Source organism: Mucilaginibacter sp. OAE612 (assembly GCF_041806395.1).
GTDB classification, from domain to species: domain Bacteria; phylum Bacteroidota; class Bacteroidia; order Sphingobacteriales; family Sphingobacteriaceae; genus Mucilaginibacter; species Mucilaginibacter rubeus.
Genome location: NZ_JBGMUW010000001.1, coordinates 6353602 through 6380553 on the forward strand (window position 1 = coordinate 6353602; position 26952 = coordinate 6380553).

Annotated in this window: 22 protein-coding genes; 12 read left to right on the top strand and 10 right to left on the bottom strand. The window is 44.2% G+C overall.

Translation table 11 applies throughout. The annotated features are described in order from the left end of the window. Window positions 1–89: 89 nt before the first annotated feature. A complete protein-coding gene (gene mfd / locus ABID99_RS26620) occupies window positions 90–3437 on the bottom strand; it encodes a transcription-repair coupling factor (protein ID WP_373615641.1) in 3348 nt (1115 codons plus the stop codon). A 156-nt stretch (window positions 3438–3593) separates the two neighbouring features. On the opposite strand from mfd, the gene ABID99_RS26625 reads away from it, so the two are divergent. The 3 genes from ABID99_RS26625 to ABID99_RS26635 all read left to right on the top strand — a co-directional run bounded on the left by ABID99_RS26625 (window position 3594) and on the right by ABID99_RS26635 (window position 5179). Further along, window positions 3594–4004 (top strand): DUF4199 domain-containing protein, encoded by a 411-nt coding sequence (locus ABID99_RS26625; protein WP_090533467.1) that lies wholly within the window; start codon window positions 3594–3596, stop codon window positions 4002–4004. Next, the gene (locus ABID99_RS26630; RefSeq protein WP_229701720.1) at window positions 3997–4305 is read left to right on the top strand and encodes a DUF2752 domain-containing protein; all 309 of its coding nucleotides are present in this window, start codon (window positions 3997–3999) and stop codon (window positions 4303–4305) included. The genes ABID99_RS26625 and ABID99_RS26630 overlap by 8 nt, the downstream gene beginning before the upstream one ends. Before the next feature lie 511 nt (window positions 4306–4816). Continuing rightward, window positions 4817–5179, top strand: a complete 363-nt coding sequence (locus ABID99_RS26635; protein ID WP_373615642.1) for a TM2 domain-containing protein — start codon at window positions 4817–4819, stop codon at window positions 5177–5179. 143 nt (window positions 5180–5322) lie between these two features. On the opposite strand, the gene ABID99_RS26640 is transcribed toward ABID99_RS26635, so the two are convergent. The 5 genes from ABID99_RS26640 to ABID99_RS26660 all read right to left on the bottom strand — a co-directional run bounded on the left by ABID99_RS26640 (window position 5323) and on the right by ABID99_RS26660 (window position 11126). Continuing rightward, window positions 5323–6969 carry a M28 family metallopeptidase gene (locus ABID99_RS26640; protein WP_373615643.1) on the bottom strand — a complete coding sequence of 549 codons (1647 nt, stop codon included), beginning with the start codon at window positions 6967–6969 and terminating at the stop codon, window positions 5323–5325. Between the two features lie 411 nt (window positions 6970–7380). Beyond that, entirely contained in the window at window positions 7381–8703 is a 1323-nt protein-coding gene (locus ABID99_RS26645) for an APC family permease (protein WP_373615644.1), read from the bottom strand. A 121-nt stretch (window positions 8704–8824) separates the two neighbouring features. Further along, window positions 8825–9085 carry a Txe/YoeB family addiction module toxin gene (locus ABID99_RS26650; protein WP_188834177.1) on the bottom strand — a complete coding sequence of 87 codons (261 nt, stop codon included), beginning with the start codon at window positions 9083–9085 and terminating at the stop codon, window positions 8825–8827. Then, on the bottom strand, window positions 9076–9279 hold the full coding sequence (locus ABID99_RS26655) for a DUF2683 family protein (protein WP_188834176.1): 204 nt from the start codon (window positions 9277–9279) through the stop codon (window positions 9076–9078). The genes ABID99_RS26650 and ABID99_RS26655 overlap by 10 nt, the downstream gene beginning before the upstream one ends. 92 nt (window positions 9280–9371) lie before the next feature. Next, window positions 9372–11126 (bottom strand): M61 family metallopeptidase, encoded by a 1755-nt coding sequence (locus tag ABID99_RS26660; protein ID WP_373615645.1) that lies wholly within the window; start codon window positions 11124–11126, stop codon window positions 9372–9374. Window positions 11127–11309: 183 nt separating this feature from the next. Here ABID99_RS26660 and ABID99_RS26665 point away from each other — a divergent pair, with 183 nt between their 5' ends. The 8 genes from ABID99_RS26665 (at window position 11310) to ABID99_RS26700 (ending at window position 20844) form a co-directional block, all read left to right on the top strand. Then, window positions 11310–11777 carry a MarR family winged helix-turn-helix transcriptional regulator gene (locus ABID99_RS26665; RefSeq protein WP_090533476.1) on the top strand — a complete coding sequence of 156 codons (468 nt, stop codon included), beginning with the start codon at window positions 11310–11312 and terminating at the stop codon, window positions 11775–11777. Between the two features lie 7 nt (window positions 11778–11784). Next, on the top strand, window positions 11785–12867 hold the full coding sequence (locus tag ABID99_RS26670) for an efflux RND transporter periplasmic adaptor subunit (protein WP_373615647.1): 1083 nt from the start codon (window positions 11785–11787) through the stop codon (window positions 12865–12867). A gap of 6 nt (window positions 12868–12873) precedes the next feature. Beyond that, the gene (locus tag ABID99_RS26675; protein WP_373615649.1) at window positions 12874–16032 is read left to right on the top strand and encodes an efflux RND transporter permease subunit; all 3159 of its coding nucleotides are present in this window, start codon (window positions 12874–12876) and stop codon (window positions 16030–16032) included. 6 nt (window positions 16033–16038) lie between these two features. Further along, window positions 16039–17361 carry a TolC family protein gene (locus ABID99_RS26680; protein ID WP_373615650.1) on the top strand — a complete coding sequence of 441 codons (1323 nt, stop codon included), beginning with the start codon at window positions 16039–16041 and terminating at the stop codon, window positions 17359–17361. Window positions 17362–17402: 41 nt separating this feature from the next. Continuing rightward, on the top strand, window positions 17403–17783 hold the full coding sequence (locus ABID99_RS26685; RefSeq protein ID WP_373615651.1) for a response regulator: 381 nt from the start codon (window positions 17403–17405) through the stop codon (window positions 17781–17783). After that, window positions 17780–18646 (top strand): N-acetylglucosamine kinase, encoded by an 867-nt coding sequence (locus ABID99_RS26690; protein WP_373615652.1) that lies wholly within the window; start codon window positions 17780–17782, stop codon window positions 18644–18646. The genes ABID99_RS26685 and ABID99_RS26690 overlap by 4 nt, the downstream gene beginning before the upstream one ends. A 766-nt stretch (window positions 18647–19412) precedes the next feature. Next, a complete protein-coding gene (locus ABID99_RS26695; protein WP_091173618.1) occupies window positions 19413–20162 on the top strand; it encodes a glucose 1-dehydrogenase in 750 nt (249 codons plus the stop codon). 100 nt (window positions 20163–20262) lie between these two features. Then, window positions 20263–20844, top strand: coding sequence for a TetR/AcrR family transcriptional regulator (locus tag ABID99_RS26700; protein ID WP_176626406.1), 582 nt, complete (start codon window positions 20263–20265; stop codon window positions 20842–20844). 19 nt (window positions 20845–20863) lie between these two features. Here the strand turns inward: ABID99_RS26700 and lnt are convergent, their stop codons facing one another. Beyond that, window positions 20864–22498: an apolipoprotein N-acyltransferase gene (gene lnt, locus ABID99_RS26705; RefSeq protein WP_373615653.1), complete on the bottom strand. Its 1635-nt coding sequence runs from the start codon at window positions 22496–22498 to the stop codon at window positions 20864–20866. A gap of 241 nt (window positions 22499–22739) precedes the next feature. Beyond that, window positions 22740–23468 (bottom strand): 16S rRNA (cytidine(1402)-2'-O)-methyltransferase, encoded by a 729-nt coding sequence (rsmI, locus tag ABID99_RS26710; RefSeq protein ID WP_373615655.1) that lies wholly within the window; start codon window positions 23466–23468, stop codon window positions 22740–22742. 118 nt (window positions 23469–23586) lie between these two features. Here rsmI and serS point away from each other — a divergent pair, with 118 nt between their 5' ends. Next, complete coding sequence (serS, locus tag ABID99_RS26715) at window positions 23587–24855, top strand: serine--tRNA ligase (protein WP_373615656.1); 1269 nt, start codon at window positions 23587–23589, stop codon at window positions 24853–24855. Window positions 24856–24996: 141 nt separating this feature from the next. On the opposite strand, the gene ABID99_RS26720 is transcribed toward serS, so the two are convergent. Continuing rightward, window positions 24997–25938 carry a nitrilase-related carbon-nitrogen hydrolase gene (locus ABID99_RS26720; protein WP_373615657.1) on the bottom strand — a complete coding sequence of 314 codons (942 nt, stop codon included), beginning with the start codon at window positions 25936–25938 and terminating at the stop codon, window positions 24997–24999. 72 nt (window positions 25939–26010) lie between these two features. Next, window positions 26011–26892, bottom strand: a complete 882-nt coding sequence (locus ABID99_RS26725; protein ID WP_373615658.1) for a DUF6597 domain-containing transcriptional factor — start codon at window positions 26890–26892, stop codon at window positions 26011–26013. Window positions 26893–26952 lie beyond the last annotated feature (60 nt).

Consider the following 26952-nt stretch of genomic DNA (forward strand, 5'->3'; position numbering starts at 1 on the left):
CAGGTCCTCACCACAACTTTTCACCATTGTTGGAATCCCAATGCATAGAAAGACATTATGTTGTTGTGGGGCACGACAACAAGAGATGGTTATATTATCCCCGCCACCTCGCTCAGCATTCTCACCGCCTCGTCAACGCTGTCAATTCCCTCAATGCCCAATCGGAGCGTGTTTTTAACTTCTTTCAAATTGGTGCGCCTTGGGTTATTCTTCACAAAGTCGAGCACATTACGGAAGGCCTCGGTTTCAAAGTAACTTGATTGCTGGTTAGTAATAAAATAACCACGCAAAACGTTTTTCTTAAGCGAGATTTTTTCAAAACCGATGGCCTTGCCCAGCCATTGCAGGCGTAGGGTATTGAGTAAACCGTCAACCTGGGCCGGCACCGGGCCAAAACGGTCGTGCAATTTTTGTTGAAATGCCTGCAGTTCCACCTCGTTTTCCAGTTTGGAAAGCTCGGTATACAGGTTATATCGCTCGGAGAGATTTGTTACATACTCATCGGGGATGAGGATCTCCAGGTCGGTATCAATTTGGGTAAAAGAAATATAGGGGCGGGGCTTATCCTCTGGGAATACGCCTTTAAACTCATCTTCCTTAAGTTCCTGTATGGCTTCGTCGAGGATCTTATGATACATTTCAAAGCCAATTTCGGCAATGAAGCCGCTTTGTTCGGCGCCAAGCAGGTTACCGCTGCCGCGGATGTCCAAATCCCTCATAGCCACATTGAAGCCGCTGCCCAGGTCGCTGAATTCTTCAATGGCGCTCAGGCGCTTGCGCGCCTCGCTGGTTAACGTTGACAAAGGCGGACTTAGCAAATAACAATACGCCTTTTTATTACTCCTGCCCACACGGCCGCGCATCTGGTGCAGGTCGCTCAATCCAAACATATGGGCGTAGTTGATGATAATGGTATTGGCATTGGGAATGTCCAGGCCGGCCTCAATAATGGTTGTAGCTACCAACACATCATACTCGTGGTTCACGAATTTAAGCATTACATCTTCCAGATCGTCACCTTCCAATTGGCCGTGGGCTATACCTATACGGGCTTTCGGTACCAGCTTACGGATCATGCCGCCCAATTGCGGCAGATCGGCCACGCGATTGTGGATAAAGAACACCTGCCCGCCGCGGTCTATTTCAAATTCAACAGCTTCCTTAATCAACTTATCATTAAATACGTGCAGCTCGGTAACAACCGGCTGGCGGTTTGGCGGCGGAGTTGATATAATAGAAAGGTCGCGTGCACCCATTAACGAAAAATGAAGCGTTCGCGGAATGGGCGTTGCCGTTAAGGTAAGCGTATCCACATTAGCGCGCATCTGTTTCAGCTTCTCTTTGGTCGATACGCCAAACTTCTGCTCTTCGTCAATGATCATCAGGCCAAGGTCTTTAAATTTCACATCCTTGCTTACCAAACGATGTGTGCCTATGATGATATCTACTTTACCTTCTTTTAGTTTCTCCAGGGTATCCTTGATCTGCCGGGTTGATTTAAAGCGGTTAACATAATCAATATTGGCAGGAAAACCTTTGAGCCTGTCGGTAAAAGTTTTGTAGTGCTGCGCTGCCAGGATGGTTGTTGGTACCAGAATGGCCACCTGCTTGCTATCGGCAACGGCTTTGAAAGCAGCACGGACCGCAACTTCGGTTTTGCCAAAACCCACGTCGCCGCAAATAAGGCGGTCCATAGGGTGGGGCGATTCCATATCTTTTTTAAAATCGGCAGTGGCTTTTTCCTGGTCGGGAGTGTCCTCGTACAGGAATGATGCCTCCAGCTCGGTTTGCAGGTAGCTATCGGGCGAAAAGGCATTGCCATGCTGGGCTTTACGAAGGGCGTAAAGCTTGATCAGGTCGCGGGCTATGTCCTTAACTTTTTTTTTTGTTGTTTTCTTCAAACGTTCCCAGGTGTCGGTACCCAGTTTGTTCATTTTGGGAACGGAACCTTCTTTGCCGCTAAATTTGGAAATGCGGTTAAGTGAGTTGATATTCACATACAGCAGGTCGTTATCAGCATAAATCAGGCGGATCATTTCCTGTTGTTTGCCGTTCACGTCAACCTTTTCCAAACCTGCATATTTGCCTATACCGTGATCGATATGGGTAACATAATCGCCAGGTTTAAGGTCGCGGAGCTCTTTTAGTGTAATAGCTTGGGAACGCTGGTAGCCCTTGCGGGTTTTGTATTTATAGTAACGGTCAAAGATCTGGTGATCGGTATAGCAGGCTATCTTTTGCTCGTGATCAATGAAGCCTTCGCGTATGGAGATGCTTACCGGCGTAAATTTTACCGTTTTGTCCAGGTCGTCCAAAATGGCGTATAAACGCTCAACCTGTTTGGCCGAATCGGTAAAGATGAAGTTCTCTATCTTATCAGTCTCGTTGTTTTTGAAATTGTGAATGAGCAGCGTAAAGTCCTTATTAAATGATGGCTGCGGGCGCATATCAAAATTGATAGCGGTAGCATCATGGTAAAAGAACTGCTTTCCAAACTCTACCACAGGGAAATCATGCAATTGATCACCAATCAGTTTTTCGTCGGTAAAACCAAATTTGGGATCTATCCAATCAGGGTTTTGTGCTTTTTCATCTGCAGAGAGGGCTTTCCAAAGATTTACAGCCTTTTTATAACCGGTTTGGATAATGTCCAGCGTAAACTGAACGTCTTTGATCCACACCTGTGTACCTGCTTCAACATATTCAAGCAGGGAGATATTATTCTCCGTTAGAAATTTAGATTGTACGTTGGGAACAATGGTAATGCTTTTAACATGCTCAACCGACAGCTGGCTCTCGATTTCAAACGTACGGATCGACTCAATGAAATCACCAAAAAACTCAACCCGGTAGGGGAGCATATGCGAAAAAGAGAAGATATCAACAATACCGCCACGGATAGAAAATTGCCCCGGCTCATATACAAAATCAACCCGTTCAAAATCATACTCTATCAAAAACTCGTTGATGAAATCAATACTGAGCTTGTTGCTAACGGCTATTTCAAGGGTGTTTTTTTCAAGCGAAGAGCGATCAATTACTTTTTCGGCCAGGGCCTCCGGGTAGGTAACAATGAGCTGGCCGTATTCTGTACTATGGTTAAGCTCATTCAATACCTCGGCACGGGCCAGTACATTACTGCTATCGGGCTGGGTAAATTCAAAAGGCTTGCGGTATGATGAAGGGAACAGCAGGGCTTCTTTACCGGTAAGGTTTTCCAGGTCGGCCTGGAAATAACCTGCTTCTTCGCGGTCGGGCAGTACAAATACCATGTGTTTGTGCTGCAAAAAATACAATGCTACCGCCATGGCCGAATCACTTGATCCCACCAAACCACGTAGCTGTACCCTTGGATTTTTTGATGCGTTAAGCGCAGTAGCCAACGTTTTTATCCGGTCATCAGCCTTATATCTGTCTAATATATCACGGATGTTCAAACCGCGGCAAAGATAAACAAAAAAGGAAAGCCAAAATAAAAAAGCGTTGGGCTAAAAATTAATGCAAACAATATGAGGGCTTATTTACTTTTTAATGATAAATTTATGTATGTAAACGCGCATACCGATTTATAAATCAATCTTAATTATATAATTATGAAGAATGCAGTGTTATCAGGGGGTATCATCGGCGTATTAAGTATCATCTGGATCTTTGCTATGCCACGGCTTGGCGTTATGCCGCAAAAAGACGTTGTGGCCCCAGTCGAATACTTTTCATTTATTATACCGGCTATCGGGCTTTTTTTCGGGATTATGAGTTATCGAAAAAACGAGTGTAATGGCCAGATGGGCTTTTTGGAAGCTCTTTTTCAAAGTTTTAAAATATTAATTGTAGGCGGCATCATCGCCGTTTTCGGCTCAATACTTTATATCAGCTACGTATCGTCATCCGGTGCTAACATAAAGGATTTTTCTGAACGGATTTTTGGTGCGTTAATAGTTGGGGTACTGCTCGCCTTCGCGGTATCATTATTATTCACCAACAAAGCAAACAAACTTGATTAAGCGTTATTTTTCAAAATATTTTGAACTCTTGTTCTGGACAGCCGCGATGCTTTCATTGGCGATGGCCTCGCCAACGGAAGCGTCACACTTTACCTTGTGCCCTCTTAAGCTGATGGGCATAGGGTGGTGCCCGGGCTGCGGCTTAGGGCATAGTATTATTTATCTTTTTCATGGCGATATCAGCAATTCTTTCCGTGCCCACTGGCTTGGCATTCCTGCGGTGGCCGTGATCTTTAACCGGATTTATGTGCTTACCAAAGCAAGGCTGCCGGAGAGGAATCAGTTTAAGAGCCTTACCTAAATTTTATAAATCATGTCATTGCGAGGAGCAGGAGGGGTATGAGCAGGGCGCGACGTGGCAATTGCATGTTATACAGGTTGGTTATGCTTCCGTGAGATTGCTTCGTTCTGTATAATGATGTGATTGTAAGTTTTTGATTATCAGGTGTGTTTTTGATCGATATTATAAATTGGGGCGTTGCCTGCGGCCCGTGCTATCCGCTCATACTGCGCAGGCATTAGCCACCGGCCGGTATCCGCTCCTATCACTAACGCGGCCCCAGCGCACTATCACCAAAATATACTTTATACGCCATCACGGTTTTTTTCCGGGATTTCTCAGGTCGTTTCTTACAGCAATGACATTTTATTGCTACTCTTATCCTCGGTAAAATTTCCACGCTACTTTTCACCGTTAAAACCTGTCATTTCACCGATTACTTATCTCCGCTAACCTATCTCCCTTAGGCGTTTTATGAGCACCACTGTACCTTTATATCATAAAACAATCGCAAACTTTAAAACTTACTGAAATGAACGCTTATCAAAATCCATATATGTCTTTCGACGGTATCACTCCCGAAGAATATACATTTCTGCAACAGGCTACTGCCTCATTAACAGGAAACCAGGCTCGCACTTTTATGTCATTTTATGCCAGCAAAAGACGCAACCCACAGGATATCATGTTCGCAACGCTTGCAGGTTTCCTTGGTGTATCAGGTGTACAGCGTTTCATGACTGATCAGATTGGGATGGGGATCCTGTACTTTTTCACAGCCGGTTTTTGTTTCATCGGTACCATTGTCGACCTGATCAACTACAAAACCATCGCCAACGATTACAACAGGCAAATGGCTTACGAAAGCTTCAACATAGCTAAAATGAGCAACTAAATCCCTTTAAGGGTATAGTTTCACTATATATCAAAAAAAAATCCACCTTCTGTTACGGGGTGGATTTTTTTGTTAACCTCACCCAAACCCTCTCCAAGGGAGGGGGCTTAAGAAGGCCATTTTCAAGTCTCCCCTAAGAGACTTTACTTCATCGATTTTTCCCTTATCGCCTTAAACTCCGAGCCATTTTTCCAGCCGGGGAAGGTTGTTTCGTTACCCAGCTTAGTGCCAACTTCATAAAGGATATTAGCTATCTGTGCCATGCCTGTGGCATCCATAGTATCGGTGTAATTATCGGCCTGTTGGTGATAGCGGTTGTCGCCATAATCTTTTTGTTTAGCTTCGCCGTAGCTGCCGTCGTGTACTGCGCTGATGCTGCCATTGTTAATGTCAAGGGCCGGTACACCAACCTTGGCAAAGTTAAAATGGTCCGACCGGTAGTAGCTGCCAGAGCCGGGGTGCCTGTCGCCAACAGTGCTAAGCCCTTGTGCTTTTACTATTTCGTCAACATAATCTTCCAAATCGTTTTGACCTTTCCCGGTTACAGCAATGTCTTTGGTTTCGCCGTAATCGCCCAGGGCATCCATGTTGAGATCGGCAACTGTTTTGTTAACCGGGTAAATGGGATGGGTGGCATAATATTCCGAACCCAGTAAACCCTGCTCTTCGGCTGTAACAGCTAAAAATACAATAGAGCGTTTGGGCTTTTCTTTGGCCTTGTTAAATGCTTTAGCCACACTGATAATAGCAGCCACACCATCGGCATTATCAACAGCGCCATTGTAAATGCTATCACCTTTGGCGTTAGGCTTGCCTATGCCCAGGTGGTCCCAATGGGCGGTGTATAATACATATTCGCCCGGCTGTGAACTGCCTTTAAGTGTGCCGATCACATTGTGCGATGTGGAATACTTTAACTGGTTGTTGATGGTTAAAGTAACTGATTGCTTAAGCGGAATGGCTTTAAAATCTTTTTTACGGGCCAGGGCGCGGAAATCGCCGGTTATGCCCACTTCAGCTAAAAGCTTTTTACCCATATCTTCGGTGATCCAGCCTTCAACCTTGCAGCGGTTCATGTGCTTGTCCTTTTGCTGCAGGTAAAGTTTGGCACCTGTGTTACTGTTGGATACCACTTCCCAGCCATAGCTTGCAGGCTCTTTTTGGTGGATGATAAGCACCCCTGCAGCGCCCTGACGCGCGGCTTCCTCATACTTGTAAGTCCACCGGCCGTAGTAGGTCATGGTATCGCCTTTGAAAAATGTAGGATCGCCGTTTTTAAAGCCCGGGTCGTTCACCAGCACCACAACAGTTTTACCTTTAACATCAAGTCCGGCATAATCATTCCAGTGATATTCGGGAGCAACAACACCATACCCGGCAAAAACCAGCGGGGAGTTTTTAAGCGTTACCGAATCAACCTCGCGGCGGCTGAAGGTTACGAAATCTGTAGTAGCATGCAGACTGAGCGGCGTTTTACCGCCGGTTATTTCCATGACAGGAGATGGCGTACTGGTGATCTGCACCATGGGCACATCCTGGAAATAGCTGCCATTGTTACCCGGTTCGAGCCCGGCCAGTTTAAACTGCTCCGAAATGTATTTGATCGCCTTGTCTTCGCCGGCGGTGAAAGGTTTGCGGCCCATCATGGAATCATTGGCTAAAGCCGAGATGTATTTTTTTATTTCGGCCGCAGTTATGGCCTTTTCGGCGGGCACGCTTTTATTATTTTGGCAGCCTGCAAAAATAGCAAGGCCACCAATAAGCATCAGGTATCGGTGTTTGATTTTCATATGATATGAGTTTTCGGGAAAGGATCGAATTTACGCAAATCCCGGTCAATTATCCAATCATTGAAACGTTGAAGAAATTATCGCCACAAATTTTTCCGAATTAATCGAATTGCACGAATTTTTCTTTCCTCACTCAGGGAAATAGCCTTTAACCAGTTGTATATTGAAAAGCAATAAATGAAAATTTTCACACTAATTTTTACGTATTAATCGAGTTACACGAATTGAATTAATTTGAGATTCGTGTAATTCGATTAATTGTGGACAGCATGCAAAGCATTTGTGTGAAAATTTTTCAGTGTGAGATTTGTAAAACAGATCGAATTGTTTAAAAACGATTGCCCTGTTTCTGCACCACGATTTGCGAAGTTGGAATTAATTGTATTAGATGGCCAATTGATTCATGTATTATTATTGCTTCAGCTCAGGCTTGCTTAGTTTAATAATTTGCCAGGCCACTTCCGCACTTGATAATGCAACCAGTGCAAAAACAGCAGCCGAAAGGGCCTTCGGTGTTGAGCTTAATGCCCCGCCAAGTGCTACGCTGTAAACAATAAATGGCAACAGCATTATTAGGCATAGGCCGGTAACGCTAAGCGGGATGCGGAAAGGCCGCTCTTTCATCGGCTCCTTGACGCGGAGTTTTACGAGGGCGATGTATTCTAAAGAAAGCCCCGCGCCGTAAACGGTTACATCAATGATGAGCAGATCGGCAAAAGTCCACAATACCATAAAACTCACTACTATGGAGCAAATGATGATGGAAACAAAAGGTGTTTTAAAACGCGGGTGCAGTTTGTTAACTCCTTTTGGAAGTAAATTATCTTCAGACATTACCTGTGGCACTCGTGATACCGATAACAATACAGCGGTATAGATCCCCAGCGTACTGGCCATCCCACCCGCTGCTACTACTATGCCTAGCCAGTGCCCGCCAATCAATACGCCTAATGCAGGAAACCCATTTTCGGTTAATGTATCGTGGTCAATGCCCGATTGCTGGGCAACCCAAATGGCAAAAAAGTATACTACCATTACCAGCGCGAAAGCTGCAAAAATTGAGATAAGATACGAGCGCACGGGTTTTTCAACTTCTTCGGCATATGTGGTTACGTTATCCCAGCCCAGGCAGTTCCACATTACGGTATATAACGCCATACCAAATGATGGGAAGCTAAGGCCTTTTAATGATGTTGCGGGGATGTGCATTGGCCCGCTATGGTGATAAATACCTAACGCTATCATTAATATAATGGGCGCAAGTACAGCAGCACTTAAAAACAGCGATACCCTACCCACCGGCATAATGCCTAAAATATTTAACCCGGCTGATGCCCAGATGATGACCAAACAAACCGGGATTTGAAAGTTTAACAGCCCGGGGAAAAAGAAACCGGCGTATTGCACAAAAAGCACCGGGTAAATGGCAAGGTCGACAAAAGTATAGAGCCAGGTCCACCAGCCTTCAATAAAACCCCAATGTGTGCCGAGTGCATACTTTACCCATTTGTAATAGCCGCCGGTAACAGGCATCATGCTGTTAAGCTCAAGCACGGTAAATATGGCCGGCACATCCCACATTAACGGGGTTATGAGCAGGATAATTAGCGCGCCATGATCGCCTGCATAACTTAATAGCGGCTCAAGGCCGTAAGGGCCACCGGATACAGTAAAAAAAATAACAGCAACAAGCTGTATCGGGCGTATTTTTTTTAACGAGGTTGCAGCGGGCATAAGCTATAAAAATATAACTTATGCGTTAATATTTTATTTTTTTATTGAGCTGAAACAAGTTCGGAATGAGGATAGGGGGCCAAAAGAAAGGCCAGCTTTTCAGCCGACCTTATTGATGGGATCATTCATAATGCCCTCGTAAAGAGTAAATATTAATGGTTTCGTCAACAACGTCATATATAATTCTGTGCTCGGAGTTTATGCGCCTTGACCATTTTCCTGTTAATTTATATTTAAGAGGCTCCGGTTTCCCTATTCCCTCAAAGGGATGAGCTTTCATATCATTAAATATTTGTGAGATCTTTTTTTGAACAGACTTATTTCCAGATTTTTTCCAATACTCAAAATCCCGGATAGCTTTTTCGTATAAGTCTATTTCCATAGGTCGTCGGTGTTTACCCTAACGCCTTTTTTACCTGCTTTTCGTGCTGTTTCACCCGCTAATACCTGTTCAACAAATTCAGCATTGTATGAGCCTTGGTCATGCTTCTCAAAATTGATCTTAAGAGCTTTTAAAAAAGCTTTGACAGCAGCTGATTGTTCTTTGTTTTCAGGATGTACAATGAATGTTTCCATAAACAAATTTAATTAATAAATACCAATTGGCATTAACCTTAGATAAAGAAAGGCAAGCTTCTCAGCCAGCCTTTCCCTGTAAATAGTAGTTTTTATATGCTTAACCACTTCTTCCTAACAGCCAATTGCTGCTCGGTTGGGCTATCAAGGGCAACAATATTGTATTTAACGCGGTTGCTTTTCAGTAGGGTAACCGGTAAGGTCATAGCTTGCCCGTCGCGGGTTACTGTAACTTCAATTTTATCGCCGGGATTTTTACCATTGATCAGGGTTGCAGCATCAGTAACCGGCGTTCCGTCAATAGCAGTGATCTCGTCGTTTACGTTAATGCCATCAATATAAGCGGCAGTACCACGCTGCACGCTCGTAACAATAATTTTTTTAGCTGCGGTTGTTGTAGTAGTGATACCTAAAGCCGCATCGTTTTTATCGGCCAGTTCATCCTCTACCTTATAACCGGCATAACCTAAATATTTATTATAATCGATAGGGGTTAGACCATTGATGTATCTGGCATAAAAATCATCCAGTTTTTTACCTGCAAATTTTTCAAAGGCTGCTTTAAACTCAACATCGGTATAACCGCGCTTTTTGATTTTATAATACTGGGTGTACATGTACTTCATGGCATCATCTAACGAGTATTTGCCTTTGCTGTCGTTGATGATCTCCAGATCAAGCATCATACCAATGATTGCCCCTTTGTTGTAGTATGAAATAGTAGTATTGTTAGAGTTTTCGTTAGGGCGGTAAGCTTTGATCCAGGCATCAAAGCTTGATTCGGCAACGGTTTGTACATTTTTTCCGGGTAGGTTTTCCAGAACATTGAACTCGCCCTCCAAAACATCAAAATAATTCTGAACCGGGAACAGTTGCGTACGGCGTACAATGATACCCTGGTAGTACTCGGTAAAACCTTCGGCTATCCACAAATTGGTAGTATAGTTTTCATTGTCATAATCAAAAGGGCCTAACACAATCGGGCGCAGGCGTTTCACGTTCCATAAGTGAAAATGCTCGTGGGCAACAAGGCCTAAAAAGCTTTGATATCCTTTATCGTTGGTGTAGTTATCGCGAGATGCTCCTAAAACTGTTGAGCTCAGGTGCTCCAAACCACCACCATTACGTTGGCGGTTATGTACAATAAATACATAGTGTTTATTGGGGTTTTCGCCAAAAACAGCTGCTTCCTGGTCAACAATTTTGTGGATATCGGCTTTTAATTTTTCCTTATCATAATTGCCGCCGCCGTACATGCAAATTTCATAATGAACACCAGATGCATCAAATCCAAAAACATCCTGGTTGCCTACTTCAATTGGCGAATCGAACAGGATATCGAAGCTTGGTGATAAACGGGTAAACGGATCATTATTCACCATATCGAGGCTTGTTGAAACTTTATCCCAGTTTTTATATGGTTTGATGTGGATGATAGCGGGCGAATGCAGCATGCTGGCCGGGTAAATAAAGATGCCCGTAGTGGAAAGGAAGCCATGCGAGGCATCTATAAAGCTGGTACGTACGGAGAGCTCAAAGGCATAAACCCTGTATTTTACCGTTACCGATGAAATTCCTTTTGTAACAATTTGCCAGGTATTCTTATTGATTTTGGGTGCTGCAACGGGTTTGCCGTTAGCTTCAGCAGTTAATGATTCGATGTTTTTTGCGAACTCGCGCACCAGGTATGAGCCCGGTGTCCATACCGGCATTTTGAGCTCAAGGGTGTTTTGCTGAAGGCCGGTAATATGCATTTCAATATCAGCATAATGGGCCTGGGCTTCAGGAAACGAAACATTGTAGGTAATCTGAGCGCTGGCGGCGGCTTTGCTGATAGTAGTACTCATAATAAAAATCGTTAGAAAAAATAACGTGCGTAGGTTGGTCAGTTTCATGGCCGCAATTTATAAAATATTATATAATCAGTTATGTATGTGGCGTTACAGCGCCCTAAACACCGTTGTAAAATGGTTGATACATGCAACTATTGTTGATATTATGCTATTAGTTTTACATCGATTTTTAAGTAAATGGAACTGATTGAACCTATTTCGCGCAAGCTGATACGCTTAGGTAAACTGTACCTTAATGTACTGGTAAAGCATACCGTTCACCTGGATGTTACCCGGTATCACTATATACTTTCGCTCATTTACTTTCATGACGGGCAACTTACCCAAAACGCGTTGGCACATCTGCTGGGCAAGGATAAATCGGCTATGGTAAGCATCATTAACCTGCTTACAGCAAAAGGCTTTGTTTACCGCGAAAACAACCCGAACGACAGGCGGCAGCAATTGCTTCGCGTTACCGATAAGGCAAAACTGGCCGTTCCTCAGATCATTGAAACATTTGAAGCCATCAACGCGGATATTACCGAAGGCATATCCGAAGCCGATATGCAGGTATTTGAAAGCGTACTTACCCGCATGCATAAAAATTTAAAACCATTGGTATCACCCGAAACAACCCTACAAGCTAAATCACACACGGATTAAACAAAGTATGAAAACGAAATATATTATTTACACGGCGCTGGCCCTGCTGGTTGCCTATTTAATTTACAATAAATTTTTTAGCGAAGGGGCAAAGAAATCGGCCGCGGCTATGGCTTCGGGTAAAGGTGATAAGAAAAAAGGCGGCGGCGCGGTAGGGGTTAAAGTAATGATAGTTAAAGATACCGCCGTAAACAACATTATTGATATTACCGGCACCATTGATGCCAATGAAAAGGTAAGCCTGATAAGCCAAACAGCAGGGAATATTACCGGGATCTATTTTAATGAAGGCACTAAAGTAACAAAGGGCCAGTTGCTGGTTAAAGTGTACAACCAGGACCTGGAAGCATCGTTGCAGCAAAACCAGTACCAGGTGGCATTGGCAAAACAACAGGAAAGCCGCAACCGTCAGTTGCTTCAAAAAGAAGCCATAAGCCAGGAGGAATATGATACTTCATTAACATCATTAAATTCGTTAAAAGCTGCTGCAAATGTAATTAAGGCGCAGATTGCCCGTACCGAGATCCGGGCGCCCTTTTCGGGGACTATCGGTTTAAGGAATGTTAGCCCGGGCAGTTACCTCTCGCCATCATCGCCTATTGCCGATCTGGTTAATATCGATCCGGCAAAAGTAACCTTTGCTGTGCCTGAAAGGTACCTTTCTATACTTGGCCCCGGCAGTAAGATCAGGTTCAAAACAGAAAGCTCGATGGAGAGTTTTGTGGGTACGGTATATGCCATTGACCCTTCAATCGATGCAAGCTCACGCACTATTACTGTGCGCGCTAAGGCACCCAATCCTAAAGGGGTCCTTACCGCGGGCAGCTTTGCCAAGATCAATTTAACGCTTGATCAAATTCCTAAAACCATTTTGCTGCCAACAGAGGCGGTTATTCCAGATTTGAAAAGCAGCCTGGTTTGGATCTACCACAATGGTAAAGCCATGTCAAAACCGGTAAAAACAGATCTGCGTACCGATACTAAGATCCAGGTTATTGAAGGCTTAAAGCCTGGCGACAGTGTGGTAGTATCGGGCCTGATCCAAATGCGGCCAAAAGTGCCTTTGAAAATTTTAAAAGTTATTAAATAAACCAATATGAGTTTATCCTCAGTAAGTATTAAGCGGCCGGTATTGGCAACAGTAATGTCTGTGGTTATTGTTGTATTTGGTATTATCGGCTATAAGTTTTTGGGCGTGAGGGATTTTCCTTCGGTCGACCCACCCATTATTTCGGTGTCAACCAGTTACTCCGGTGCCAACGCCGATGTAATTGAATCGCAGATCACAGAGCCGCTTGAAAAATCTATCAACGGTGTGCCGGGCATCCGTAACATATCGTCAACCAGTTCGGTTGGGCAAAGCAATATCACTGTTGAGTTTGACCTTGATGCCGACCTGGAAACCGCTGCAAACGACGTGCGCGATAAAGTGGGCCAGGCACAGCGCCAGTTGCCGCAGGATATTAACGCCCCGCCGGTAGTAACCAAGGCCGATGCCAGCGCCGACCAGATCATTACGCTTACCGTGAGCAGTGACACCCGTAACATCAACCAGCTGGATGATTATGCGGAAAATGTGCTGCTGGAAGGACTGCAAACCATCCCCGGTGTAAGTACCATTAACGTACAGGGGCAGCGCCAGTATGCTATGCGCCTGTGGATAGACCCTGCCAAGCTTTCGGCACTTGGCGTTACAGCTACCGACATTGGTGCGGCATTAGCTAAAGAAAACGTAGAGTTGCCTGCAGGTAAAATTGAGGGTAATAATACCGAAGTTACCATCAGGGCTTTGGGCAAACTGGCAACGGAAAAAGATTTTAACAACCTCATTATCCGTGCCGACAGCAACAGGGTGATCAGGCTGAGCGATATTGGTTATGCTGTGTTGGGCTCGGCAAATGAGGAAACCATATTTAAAGAGTCGGGGGTGCCGATGGTTGCTCTGGCACTGGTACCGCAGCCGGGTGCTAATTATGTACAGATAGCCAAGGATTTTTATACCCGTTTAGAGCAGATTAAAAAAGATCTTCCGCCCGATATTTCGGTGAAAGTGGCTTTGGATAATACGAGGTTCATTAACCAGTCGATATCTGAGGTGCAGGAAACGCTGATCGTGGCCTTTGTACTGGTGGTAATTATCATCTACCTTTTCTTTCGCGATTGGCTGATAGCTTTCCGCCCGCTGATAGATATCCCGGTATCATTGATCGGTGCTTTTTTTATCATGTACATCTTCGGGTTCTCTATCAATATCTTAACCCTTTTGGGGATAGTACTGGCAACGGGCCTGGTGGTGGATGACGGGATTGTGGTAACAGAAAATATCTATAAAAAGGTAGAGGCTGGCATGGCTATCCGTAAAGCGGCATTTGAAGGTTCGGCCGAGATCTTTTTCGCGGTAGTATCTACATCAGTTACGCTGGCAGCTGTGTTTTTGCCTATTGTGTTTTTACAGGGTTTCACCGGCCGTTTGTTCCGCGAGTTTGCGGTAGTGGTAGCCGGCGCTGTGTTGATATCGGCATTCGTGTCCCTGTCATTGACACCGATGCTTAACGTTAAGCTGATTCGCAAAAACCAAAAGAAATCGAAGTTTTATGAAAGAACGGAGCCGTTCTTCATTAATATGACCACTTCATATACCGAATCGCTCATTAAGTTCATGAAGCGCAAATGGGTATCATTTGCCATTCTTGGGGCATCTTTGGTTATTATCGGCATCCTGGTAAAAGTTATCCCATCCGAGCTTGCCCCGCTTGATGATCGCAGCTTGCTGCGTTATAGCGTTACCGGCTCGGAAGGCGCAACCTATGAGTACATGACCCGGTATATGGATAAGGTATCTAACCTGGTTGCAGATTCAATTCCGGAGGCCAATGTTAACCTTGAAATTGTTTCGCCATCATTTGGCGGCGGCGGTGCTTCAAATACCGGCTTTGGCAGGGTAGGGCTGGTTGGTCCGGATGAACGAAAACGAACCCAGCAGGAACTTGCCGACTGGCTGAATGGTAAGCTACGCAAAATGCCCGATGCGCGTGCCATTGTGGTGCAGGAGCAAACTATCAGTGGCGGTGGTTCCGGATCAAAAACATCGTTGCCGGTGCAGTATGTTATCCAAAACCAGGATTTTGAAAAGATCCGTAAAGTGCTGCCGACCTTTTTTGCCGAGGTGTCAAAAAGCCCGGTTTTCCAGGGAACGGATGTTAACCTCAAATTTACTAAACCCGAGTTGCGCGTGGTTACCGACCGTGAGCGTGCCCGTGACTTAGGTGTTTCGGTTGATGATATTGCCCAAACGCTGCAATTATATTATAGCGCAGGCCGGCTCGACTACTTCCTGATAAACGGTAAGCAATACCAGGTAATAGCACAGGTTGACCGCGCTAACCGCGATCAGCCGCTTGATCTGAAATCAATTTATGTGCGCAGCTCAAAAGGGACGTTGGTTCAGTTGGATAACGTAGTTAAAACATCCGAAGGCGCCACGCCTCCGGCCATTTACCATTTTAACCGTTATAAATCGGCAACACTTTCGGCCGGTCTTGCTCCGGGTTATACTGTAGGCGATGGTATCAAGGAGATGGACAGGATCTCCAAAAGCTTACTTGACGATACATTTAGTACCGCGTTAAGCGGCCCCTCACGTGACTATGCCGAAGGTTCGTCAAACATTCTTTTTGCTTTTGGCTTTGCCTTGCTGCTAATCTACCTGGTACTGGCGGCCCAGTTTGAAAGCTTTATGGATCCGCTTATCGTGATGCTTACCGTTCCGCTGGCTATTTCGGGTGCGTTTTTATCACTGTGGTTGTTTAATCAAACCCTCAATATTTTCAGCGAGATCGGGATCATCACCCTTGTAGGGCTGGTAACTAAAAACGGTATTCTTATCGTAGAGTTTGCAAACCAACGGATGGAACAGGGCGTAGCCAAATACGAAGCAGTTATTGAAGCGGCAACCGCGCGTTTACGCCCCATATTAATGACCAGCTTAGCCGTGGTGCTTGGATCTGTACCTATTGCGTTTGCGCTGGGCGCCGGTGCAAAAAGCCGTGTTTCATTAGGGATTGTAATTATGGGGGGGATGCTGTTTTCATTGGTGTTAACCCTTTACATCATCCCGATGATGTACCTGCTGCTGGCTGCTAAAACCCGTAAAGACCATGACCACGACCCTGAGGACCTGGCTGCAGAGGCTGAAATAGCCGAAGCTGCCCGTCACCCGCACCATCAAGAACCTAAACTGATCGAAAACTTGTAACATAATATGATGATCAAGAAAATAGCCTGCCTGGTTTGTTGTTTCGCTATGATATCAACCATGGCTTTAGCCCAGCAGGATGCACCCTTACTTACTTTAAAAGATGCGGTTGAAATAGCGCTGAAAAACAACTACAATATCAAGTTGTCGCAAAACAATTCAACCATAGCATCAAATAATGTTACACTTGGTAATGCAGGGATTTTGCCGGTGGTTACCGGCGACTTTAATGACAATAACAGTCGCCAAACAACCAAGCAAACCCGTAATGATGGTACGGTTAACAATATCCGCAATGCCAAAAACTCCAATAATAATTATGGGGTAAACCTTAACTGGACAATTTTTGATGGCTTCGCCATGTTTGCAAATTATGATCAGCTAAAGCAGATGGATAAACTGGGTGTGCTGCAATTACAGGATACCGTACAAAGAACAGTGGCCAGCGTTATCGATACCTATTATAACTTGATCAGCCAGAACGAACAGATCAAGGCGTTGAAAGGAGCTATTGATATTTCCCGCACGCAGTTGCGCATTGCCAACGATAAGTTTGCTGTAGGAAGGGCTTCGCGATTGGAAGTGTTGAATGCCCAGGTAAACCTAAATACAGATACCGGCAACCTGGTGATCCAGTACCAGCAGTTCAAGACAACCAAAATACAACTTAATCAGTTACTGATCCGCGATCTGCAAACCGATTTTTCTGTTGCCGATACTATTATAGTTGATGAAAAACTGGCACTGGCCGATGTGCTCAACAACGCGCAACTGCAAAATCCGGCGATATTATCGGCACAAATAAACCAGCGCCTGGCCGAGATCAATCTTAAACAGGTGCGCGCTACACGGTATCCGCAGGTGGGGGTAACATCGGGATATACTTTTACCAACAGCAAAACGCCGGCAGGGTTTACCTTGTCGCAAAATGTACATGGCTTTAATTACGGCCTCACCGCAAGCATTAACATTTTTAATGGCTTCAACCAAAACAGGCGCGAAAAGAATGCCAAGATCCAGATTGATAATGCCGGCATTGCTGCTAAACAAACCAAACTGGATATTGAAAGCCAGATCAACAGCTTATTTGTAGCATACCTTTCGGGGCTTGACCTTGTAAAGCTGGAAGAAGCCAATGTAAACCTTAACAAAAAAAACCTGGAGATTACGCTTGATAAGTATAAGTTAGGCAATATTACCCCGCTTGAGGTAAGGGAAGCACAGCGTAACTATCTTGACGCGCAATCAAAATTCTTTGCCGCGCAATACCAAAGTAAACAGGCCGAGATCATGTTAAAACAGATAACAAACAGTATTAACATCAAATAAAAAATATTTTAATAGTAAGTTTAAAAACTTATTTTTGAATCATGACCGCGCCTTTCAAAACCTGTATGCTTATTGATGATAACTACATTGATAGCTTTATAACGCGCCGGGTTTTGGAAAGCAGCAACTTTGCCGAAAATATTATTGTGCGTCAATCGCCAATGGAGGCCATTGAGTCGTTAAAAAGCGGATCGGTAAACCCCGACGTTATTTTTTTAGATATCAGGATGCCAATGATGACGGGGTTTGAGTTTCTGCACGAATTTGCCGGTTTGGACATTGCTAAAAAAGGAATAAAAATATATATGTTATCGTCATCGCTTGATCCTACCGATATCAGGAACTCGGAAGATAATAAGCATATTACACAGTTTATTCATAAGCCACTTACTGTTAAAGCGCTTGAAGAAATTTGTCAATGATCTTAGTTGCAGATAGCGGATCATCAAAAACCGATTGGCTGCTGACCGTTTCAGACCAGGAAAGCCGCTCATTCCTTACCGCGGGATTAAACCCCTATTTTTTAACCGAAAAAGAGATAGCACGTATTGTACTGGACCAAGCCCCTGAAATGGTAGCATTTGCTTCCGAGATTTCGGAGGTTTACTTTTTTGGTGCAGGGTGCAGCAGCCCCGACAGGCATGAGATTGTATCAAATGCCCTGAGCACACATTTTAATAAAGCTTATATCAGCGTTGACAGCGACCTGCTGGGTTGCGCTTATGCAACCTGTGGCCAGGAAAAGGGTATTTGTTGTGTAATGGGCACCGGCAGTAATATCTCTTTTTTTGACGGCGAGGAAATTTACGACGGACAGCATGGCCTTGGTTTTGTTTTGGGCGATGAGGGCTCAGGCACCTGGTTTGGCAAAAAGCTGATCACTGACTTTTTATATGGTAATATGCCGTATGATATCAGCCAGAAGTTTGATAAGGCTTACCACCTGAACAAGGAGATCGTGATCAAAAATGTGTATCAAAAGCCTAATGCCAACACGTACCTGGCATCGTTCAGTAAGTTTGTAAGCGAAATAAAAACTACCGAATACGGGCATTCCATGCTGGTTGACGGGTTGGTTGAGTTTATTGAAACCAATATTAAATCGTACCCCGAATACCACAAGTATAAATGCCACTTTGTGGGCTCCATAGCTTATTCGTTCTCCGAAGAACTTATTTCATTATGCCACCTGCACGGCGTAAAAACCGGCAAGATCATCAAACACCCCATCAATGACCTGATGGCCTTTATCCTGAAAAGGAATGAAATGGCAACGGAGGAGTAGGCTGAATTATACCTGCGACAAAATTAAAACCGGGTCATGCTGAGTAAATTAAATCCGGCGGCCTCTGAAGGTAAAATGACATCTGCGTCACATGATTGCTGTAAGGAATGAAGCAATCCCCGATAGGCTGGTAACGGGCTTCATTAGTATTTGACTTACATCGTCGCGCTCTTGGCCGCGCGGGGCCAGTTACTTTTGTCGCCACAAAAGTAACCAAAAAGGCTTGCAGCAGAGAGGCTTCTTTGCGCACAACCTGGCCCCATAGCCATCGGCGCGGCCTTCACCCTGCAAAACGAACAGAACCACGGGCTGCAATTATTTTGCCCCGATTCGCACGCAATGCCTCCGCTTCTGCAAAAACTTGCTATGCCCCCTGCAGCCGCACCGCCCAGCATCGTTCTGCTCGTTTTCACCCGAAGCTGATCTGCTGCGAAAAACCACATTTTTTATCTTGTCATGGGTAGCTTGTCGAAGCATAGTGGGCAGGCCTTTGCGCGCGAGTCTTCGACAGGTTCAGACTGACAGGCCCTTTTTCGTTTATTTTACCTTCAGAGCCTCCGGATTTAAAATAACTCAATATTTCACCAGTCCTGGATAATCGTGTCGTTGGGCTTACAAGTCTGTCTTTAACGCTCGCCAGCATATTTACCCCCCCCCCCTTCATTTGTCATCCCAGCCTAATAAAAATTAATTCAGGAATGATTGTTCCAAAATGGGTTTATATTTGTGGAACGATTGATCCAAAATTAAATTAATCTTCCAGAAAATGAAAAAATTAGAAAACAAGGTTGCAGTAGTAACAGGAGCTTCAAAAGGAATTGGCGCAGGTATAGCTAAAAGTCTGGCTTCGGCAGGTGCTGCAGTAGTAGTAAATTATGCATCAGATAAAAATGGTGCTGATAAAGTAGTGGCCGAAATTACCGCCGAAGGCGGCAAAGCTATCGCCGTACAAGGCAGCGTGGCAAAGAAGGCCGATGTTGACCGTCTTTTTGCCGAAACCAAAGAAGCTTTTGGTGGTGTTGATGTTTTGGTGAACAATGCAGGTGTATACCAGTTTACACCGATAGAAGTTGTAACCGAAGAAGAATTTCACCGCCAGTTTGATATCAATGTACTGGGCTTATTGCTTGCAACCCAGGGAGCGGTAAATAGCTTTGGCGATAAAGGTGGCAGCATAATTAACATAAGCTCAACGGTAACCCGTATTACCCCTCCGCAAAGTGCTATTTATACAGGTACCAAAGGTGCGGTTGATTCTATTACACAGGTTTTATCAAAAGAGCTTGGCCCTAAAAAGATCCGTGTAAATGCTATTAACCCGGGCATGGTTGAAACCGAAGGCACACACACAGCAGGTTTTATAGGCAGCGATTTCCAAGCTGAGCTTGAAAAAACTACACCGCTTGGTCGTATCGGTCAGCCGGATGATATTGCACCTGTTGCCGTATTCCTGGCATCTGATGATTCACGCTGGTTAACCGGCGAAATTATCCTTGCAAGTGGTGGGGTAAGATAATTATGCCGGTAAAGCCCGTTAAGCACCAACGGGGTATAAGACTAAACAATTAATTAAAAATGAATAGCTTTGCCTGCAAAACGGGTAAAGCTTTTCTGTTATGGCACGAAGTAAAGATTTTGATGAAGCCGAGGTATTGAGCAAGGCCGTTTGCATTTTTTGGCATAAGGGCTACAATGGCACGTCTATGCAGGATTTGGTTGATGGCCTTGGCATAAGCCGCTCAAGCTTGTATGATACTTTTGGTGATAAACACGCTTTATATATTAAAGCTTTGGATAGCTATCAAAAGGCGGGTGGAAACCAGATGTGTGATATTATCAATAATTCAGCATCGGCCAAAGAGGCTATACAAAAGCTTTTAGAGCTTACCATGCGCGATTTGCTAAACGATGAACAACGTAAAGGCTGTTTCATGGTAAATGCCGAAATTGAACTGGCATCGCTGGATGCTGAAGTTAAGAATGTGGTATGCCGAAATGAGCAGCAGTTTGAAAACGCGATTCTTAGTGCCATAAAAAAAGGACAGGCAAGCGGTGAGATTCGTAACTCCCAGGATTCCCTTGCGCTGGCCCGGTTCATTATGAATGCGGTAAGGGGCATGCAGGTGTCAGCCAAAGCCACCGCCGACAAGGCTTTTTTTGATGATATTATTAAAACCACGCTGTCAGTACTTGATTAGCCATTTATGGGTTGAGTTTTCAAACCGTTAAGGTTTGCTTCTTCCTCAATCTTATCCCCAGTAAAAACACAATGCCAATGCCTGCAAATATACTGCCGGCTTGCGGGATATAATCGCCGTGTTTAACATAAAACGTGAGTTCGCTGTTAAGGTTGATATCTTGCTTGATAGAGGTTTTAGTCCACCATTCGGTATGTTTAACCACATCGCCACGTTGGTTTATGAATCCCGAGATGCCGGTATTAGCCGATTGGCAAACCCAGCGGCGTGTTTCGATAGCCCGAAGTTTGGCATAATCTAAATGCTGGTCCTTGCCCGAGGTATTTTCCCACCAGCCATCGTTAGTAATAATGGCGATGAACTGGGCCCCTTTTTTAATTGAGCGGGCAATGTACCCTCCCCATATCGATTCATAACAAATAACCGGATCGACCCCGATACCGCTTTGCGAATAAAGCACTTTTGCATCTTTTTCGGGAGCATAGTTGCCGGTAGCACCGCCTAAATGTTCAAATACGGGTTTCAGGAATGAAAGCGCATCGCCAAAAGGCAATGATTCGGCCCCGGGTACTAACCGTGATTTATGGTAAGTTTGAATCCTGTCGCCATTTTCAATATTGAGGGCTGTACTATAAAAGTCTGCGAACTGGTCGCCTCCCCATGGTGAGGGAACCGCCGTTGGGGTTGCCCTGTTGTTATATAGCCTGTATGTTTCGGCGCCGGTAACCAGGTTGCCATTAGGATATTTCCGTAAAAAAAGCTGGGCCTGCTTAATAAAATCATTTTGGCCTATCTGTTCCTCGTTAATATAAACAGGTGCGGGGATAGCTGTTTCGGGCCATATAAAAAACTCGGTATTGGGTTGGGCCACCTGTCTTGAAAGCTGGATCAGGATATCAAGTTGTGAAGCAGGGGGAATGGTACCATCTTTCTCGTACGGATCTATATTGGGCTGGGCAATAACGATGTTTGATGGGTTTACTTCTTCAACATAGTTATGATAAACCGATAATGAATAGCCAAGAGGCACTGTTACAACAATTACAATCGCCATGATCAATGCCATTCTGTGGCGTTTGGTTTGAGCTTCGCGAAGACTTGTATAAATTAAAAAAGCCAGGATGTTCACCGCCCAGATCCATACGGTTCCGCCGTAAACGCCGGTATATTCATACCATTGAATCCATTGGTGCGATACGGCAAAGCCGTTGCCAAGCGTCATCCACGGAAAATAAAGGTCCCAGCTTTGATGCAGGTATTCGTACCCGATCCAGAAGCAAACCAGGCCAATCAGTGCAACCCAGCGAGGGGCAACCAATCTCAACCGGTAATACAGCCAGAAAGCCGCTGCCATCAACAACGGCCCAAGCGAATAGGGGATAAGTGTAATAGGAATAGCTACAACTTCGCCTACCATCTTTAGCGCGTTATAAACCCAGTAAACAGATAATGAGTTCCAGATAAAAAAGCCAATAAAGGTTACATTAAATACCCGTCTGCCTTTTTTAGGCCTGTCATCATTGATGATGTCTTCTATGGCCAGCAACATAGGCACAAAGCCAATGAAAAGTAAAAACGTAGTATAAGGAGTAGGCGGCCAGGCTATCCATAAAAGCAAGCCAGATAGTATGGCTAATGGTAGGTTTTTTTTCATGTAGGGTATAATTCTCCGTCGTCATTGCGAGGCACGAAGCAATCCCCAATGAGCAGGTCCGCTCTGTATAGTTTGGGGATTGCTTCGTGCCTCGCAATGAGGGGTTTATTTTTTATTAAATAGATGATGTATAAAACTATGTCATTGCGAGCGTAGCGTGGCAATCGCACGGAAGCAAAGCCGTTCTGTATAGCATGCGATTGCTTCGTGCCTCGCAATGACATTCGGGCGCGTTGAAGTTTTACTCTTCTTCCTCATCCCTTTCATATTTCCCTTTTGCCGGTTTAGCCGCTGCGCCGGCCACGCACATCACAAACTCGCCTTTCATAGGGTGCGTTTCAAAGTACTGTTTTACTTCGATAACAGTACCCCGTACGGTTTCTTCAAACATTTTGGTGAGTTCACGAGATATCGAGATCTGCCTGTCGGCCCCAAAATACGTGGCCATTTCATCCAGTGTTTTTAACAAACGATGAGGCGACTCATATAGTATGATGGTCCGCTCTTCTTCGGCCAAAAACTTGTACCGGGTTTGACGGCCTTTTTTTAATGGCAAAAATCCCTCGAAACAAAACTTATCGGTAGGAAAGCCCGAATTTACCAGGGCCGGCACAAAGGCGGTAGCACCTGGCAGACATTCCACAGCGATATTAAACTTCAAAGCTTCGCGTACCAGGAAAAAACCCGGATCGGAAATAGCCGGTGTACCGGCATCCGAAATGAGCGCGATATTTTTCCCCTGCAGCAAAAACTTAATGATCTCGTTGCTTGATTGATGCTCATTATGCTGATGATGCGCAAATACTTTTTGATGGATGTCAAAGTGTTTCAACATCGGGGCGGAGGTACGGGTGTCCTCGGCCAGTATCAGGTCCACCTCCTTTAACACGCGGATAGCCCTGAAGGTCATATCCTCCAGATTACCTATCGGAGTGGGGACTAAATATAGTTTGCCTATGGGATTGTTCATGAGTTTTTAGTGGCAGTTGCAGCAGGCAGTTGCAGTTATCTGGTCATGTTTTAAAAAAAACTGCCGCTGCCACTTAAAACTGCTACTTAAAAAATATCTTTGCCTAAAAAATAAAATAATGCTGCAAGTTAGTTATATCCGTGATAACCGGGAACAGGTTTTGGAACGTTTGGCTGTAAAAAATTTTAAACAGCCCCAACTGGTTGATGAAATAATTGAACTGGATTTAGAATATAAAGAGGTAGATTCAAAATTACAACAGACCCGAGGCAGATTGAATGAACTGGCTAAACGTATTGGGGAATTTAAAAAAGCAGGAATTGAGCCTCCGAATGAGTTACTCATTGATAACACTTTTTTAAAAAATGATGAAAAGGATTTTGATATTCGTCTCGATAGGTTGCAAACAGAACTTGATGCAAAAGTGGTACTACTTCCAAATTTACCGCATATTTCTGTGCCGACTGGTAAATCAGCAGATGATAATCAAGAAATTTTTAAACATGAATTATATCCTATCTTGCCAGTTAATGCAAAGCCACACTGGGAATTAGCCTCAAAGTATAATTTAATAGATTTTGAATTAGGTGTTAAAATAACAGGTGCCGGCTTCCCCGTTTACAAAGGGAAAGGGGCCAAGCTTCAAAGAGCATTAATAGCCTTTTTTCTTGACGAAGCAGAAAATGAAGGATACAAAGAATTTATGTTGCCTCTGATGGTGAACACGGAATCCGGTTTTGGCACTGGGCAGCTACCAGATAAAGAAGGCCAAATGTACTATGTGGGTAATGATGAGTTATATCTTATTCCGACGGCAGAAGTTCCCATTACCAACATGTATCGAGACGTTTTCTTAAAAAACGAGCAGTTGCCAATAAAGGCCTGTGGATATACTCCCTGTTTTCGACGAGAGGCTGGATCATATGGCTCTGATGTAAGGGGTTTAAATAGACTACATCAGTTTGATAAAGTTGAAATTGTGCAAATCGTAAAGCCAGAACTATCCTACATTGCACATGAAAAAATGTGTCTTCATGTGCAAAACCTGTTAGAGAAATTAGAATTACCATTTCGTATATTGCGATTATGCGGTGGAGACATGAGTTTTGCTTCTGCATTAACTCATGATTTTGAAACTTGGAGTGCGGCCCAAAAGAAATGGTTGGAAGTGTCTTCTGTTTCAAATTTTGAAACATTTCAAAGCCACAGATTAAAACTTCGATATAAAAATGAAAAAGGCAAAAATGAATTTGCACATACGCTAAATGGCAGCGCGCTGGCCCTGCCGCGGATTGTCGCTACTTTGTTAGAGAACAACCAAACCGAAAAAGGAATTAAAGTACCGGAAGTACTTGTGCCTTATACTAAGTTTGAGTGGATTGATTAAATTTTCTTAATTCGCCAATAATACACGCGTCATTGCGAGGTACGAAGCAATCCCAGATAAGCAGGTCGTCCCTGCATAGTTTGGGATTGCTTCGTACCTCGCAATGACGTTTTTAATAATATGGCTACCACCCCGCCAATATCAAAGCCAAACCACTTTTTGAAAGCTTTCGTGTTCGGCTCCGATGATATCCCTATATAGTTCGGGCTTCCTGGCCTGGATGTAACGATAGCCACCGGCTTTGGTTAGCTTGTCAGGAGTTAGTTCGGCCAAAACTAATTCATTGTCTAATGATCTGCATTCGGCCATAATATCACCGTACGGGTCAATGATCATGGAACAGCCATTTTTTAGCTGATCATCGTCCATGCCTATAGGGTTGGAAAATACAGTATAGATAGCATTATCATAAGCCCGGGCGGGTAACCATTTCATTAACCATTGCCGGCCTTTAAGACTGTCGAACTCTTGCCTAAGTACCTGCTCGTTTGTTCTTTTGTCTTTCCATAATTTCGGGTCAACAAAGCCGGCGCCTGGTCGGGTTGATGGTGTGCACATAGTGACGTGCGGCATAAAAATAATCTGTGCGCCAAGCAGGGTAGTTGCCCGTACATTTTCAATTATATTATTATCATAACAAATCAGTATGCCGCATTTCCATCCATATAAATCAAATACGGTATACGCTGTGCCGGGTAAAAGATGTGGATTAATAAATGGATGCAGTTTGCGATGTTTGGCAATGAGTCCGGTTTTATCAACGCATACATAAGCTTTAAACAGGTTGTCCTCTTTGTCCTTTTCAAACAGACCGGCCAGTATAGCGATGTCATATCGCCGGGCGTACTCTGTTAATGTAGCGATGCTCGCTCCGCCGGGGATTTCTTCGGCCAGCTCAAGCATTTGTGCTTTATCAAGTTTCCGGGCAAAGGTATAGCCTGTTATGGAGCATTCATGAAAAGCGATTGCTTTGGCACCTTGTGCGGCGGCATCGGCAGCCATTTGCTTAATAATTGATAAATTATAGGCTTTATCACCGCTTCTGTTTTCGAACTGGGCAGTGGCGATTATTAGGTTTTCCATACGCTGATCAACTTTTTTTCAAAGCTACCAGAGCCATACCGAAAAGCATTGTAAAAAACCGACAAATGCGATTTAAATAAGAGGCATAAAGTTTATAGCCAGCAGATTGTGATTGGCTTTGTATTGCAGGGGAGTAACACCAGTATGCCGCCGGAAAAAATTATTGAGATGCGCCTGATCGTAATATCCGCAGGCATAACTCAATGAGCTTAGCTCTTTTATTGAAGATAGCTTTTGAAGTTGTTTAAGATAGGTTTGAAACTTAACGGCGTCAATATACTTTTTAGGCGAAATACCTACCTCTTCCTCGAACTTGCGCTCAAGTTGCCGTTCGGTTACGGGTATCACATCAAGTAAATTTTTAACGTTAATAATACCCTTGTTTGCGTGAATGATGTTTATGGCCCGATCTGTAATGTCTGCACGTTTTCTTTTCGAAGCCATTTTGTTCAACAAAAATTGTTCGGCAATTGCAGCCGCAGCAGGGAGGTTAATGGTGTTTGCAATGCGGTCTTCCAAATCAAGGGCATCCCGCCCGAAGAGGTCTTTTAATGATACGGTATTGTCATTTAGTTCATTTGCGGCTACACCAAGTAAAGACAACAAAGCATTAGGCTGCAAAACCACAATCAGCATAGCCAGTTCACCTGCCGAAATAATATCATTATAGCGGGTTATTTGCCCGTAAACAAAACTGCCGGGTTGCTTGCTTGTAACCGTATGTTGCTGGTTATATTGGAGTAAGGGGGCTTTAAAATGAAATACAATCCCTGGGTTACCGTCAGAAAACAGACGATAATTCATGGGAACACGCTGATCATGCGCTATAATTAAATAGTGCTTAACGATACCCGAAAGCAAAGGATGTGGTGCTATTTGCATGGTGATGTTGAGCCAGATCCTAAAAATAAATAAAAATGTGGAACCGTAGGCGATAGCTTTCACCCATGACATGTTAAAAAAGATCATAATAAAGCCCTGGTGCATTGCGCCGAGGCTTTATATTATTGTTTA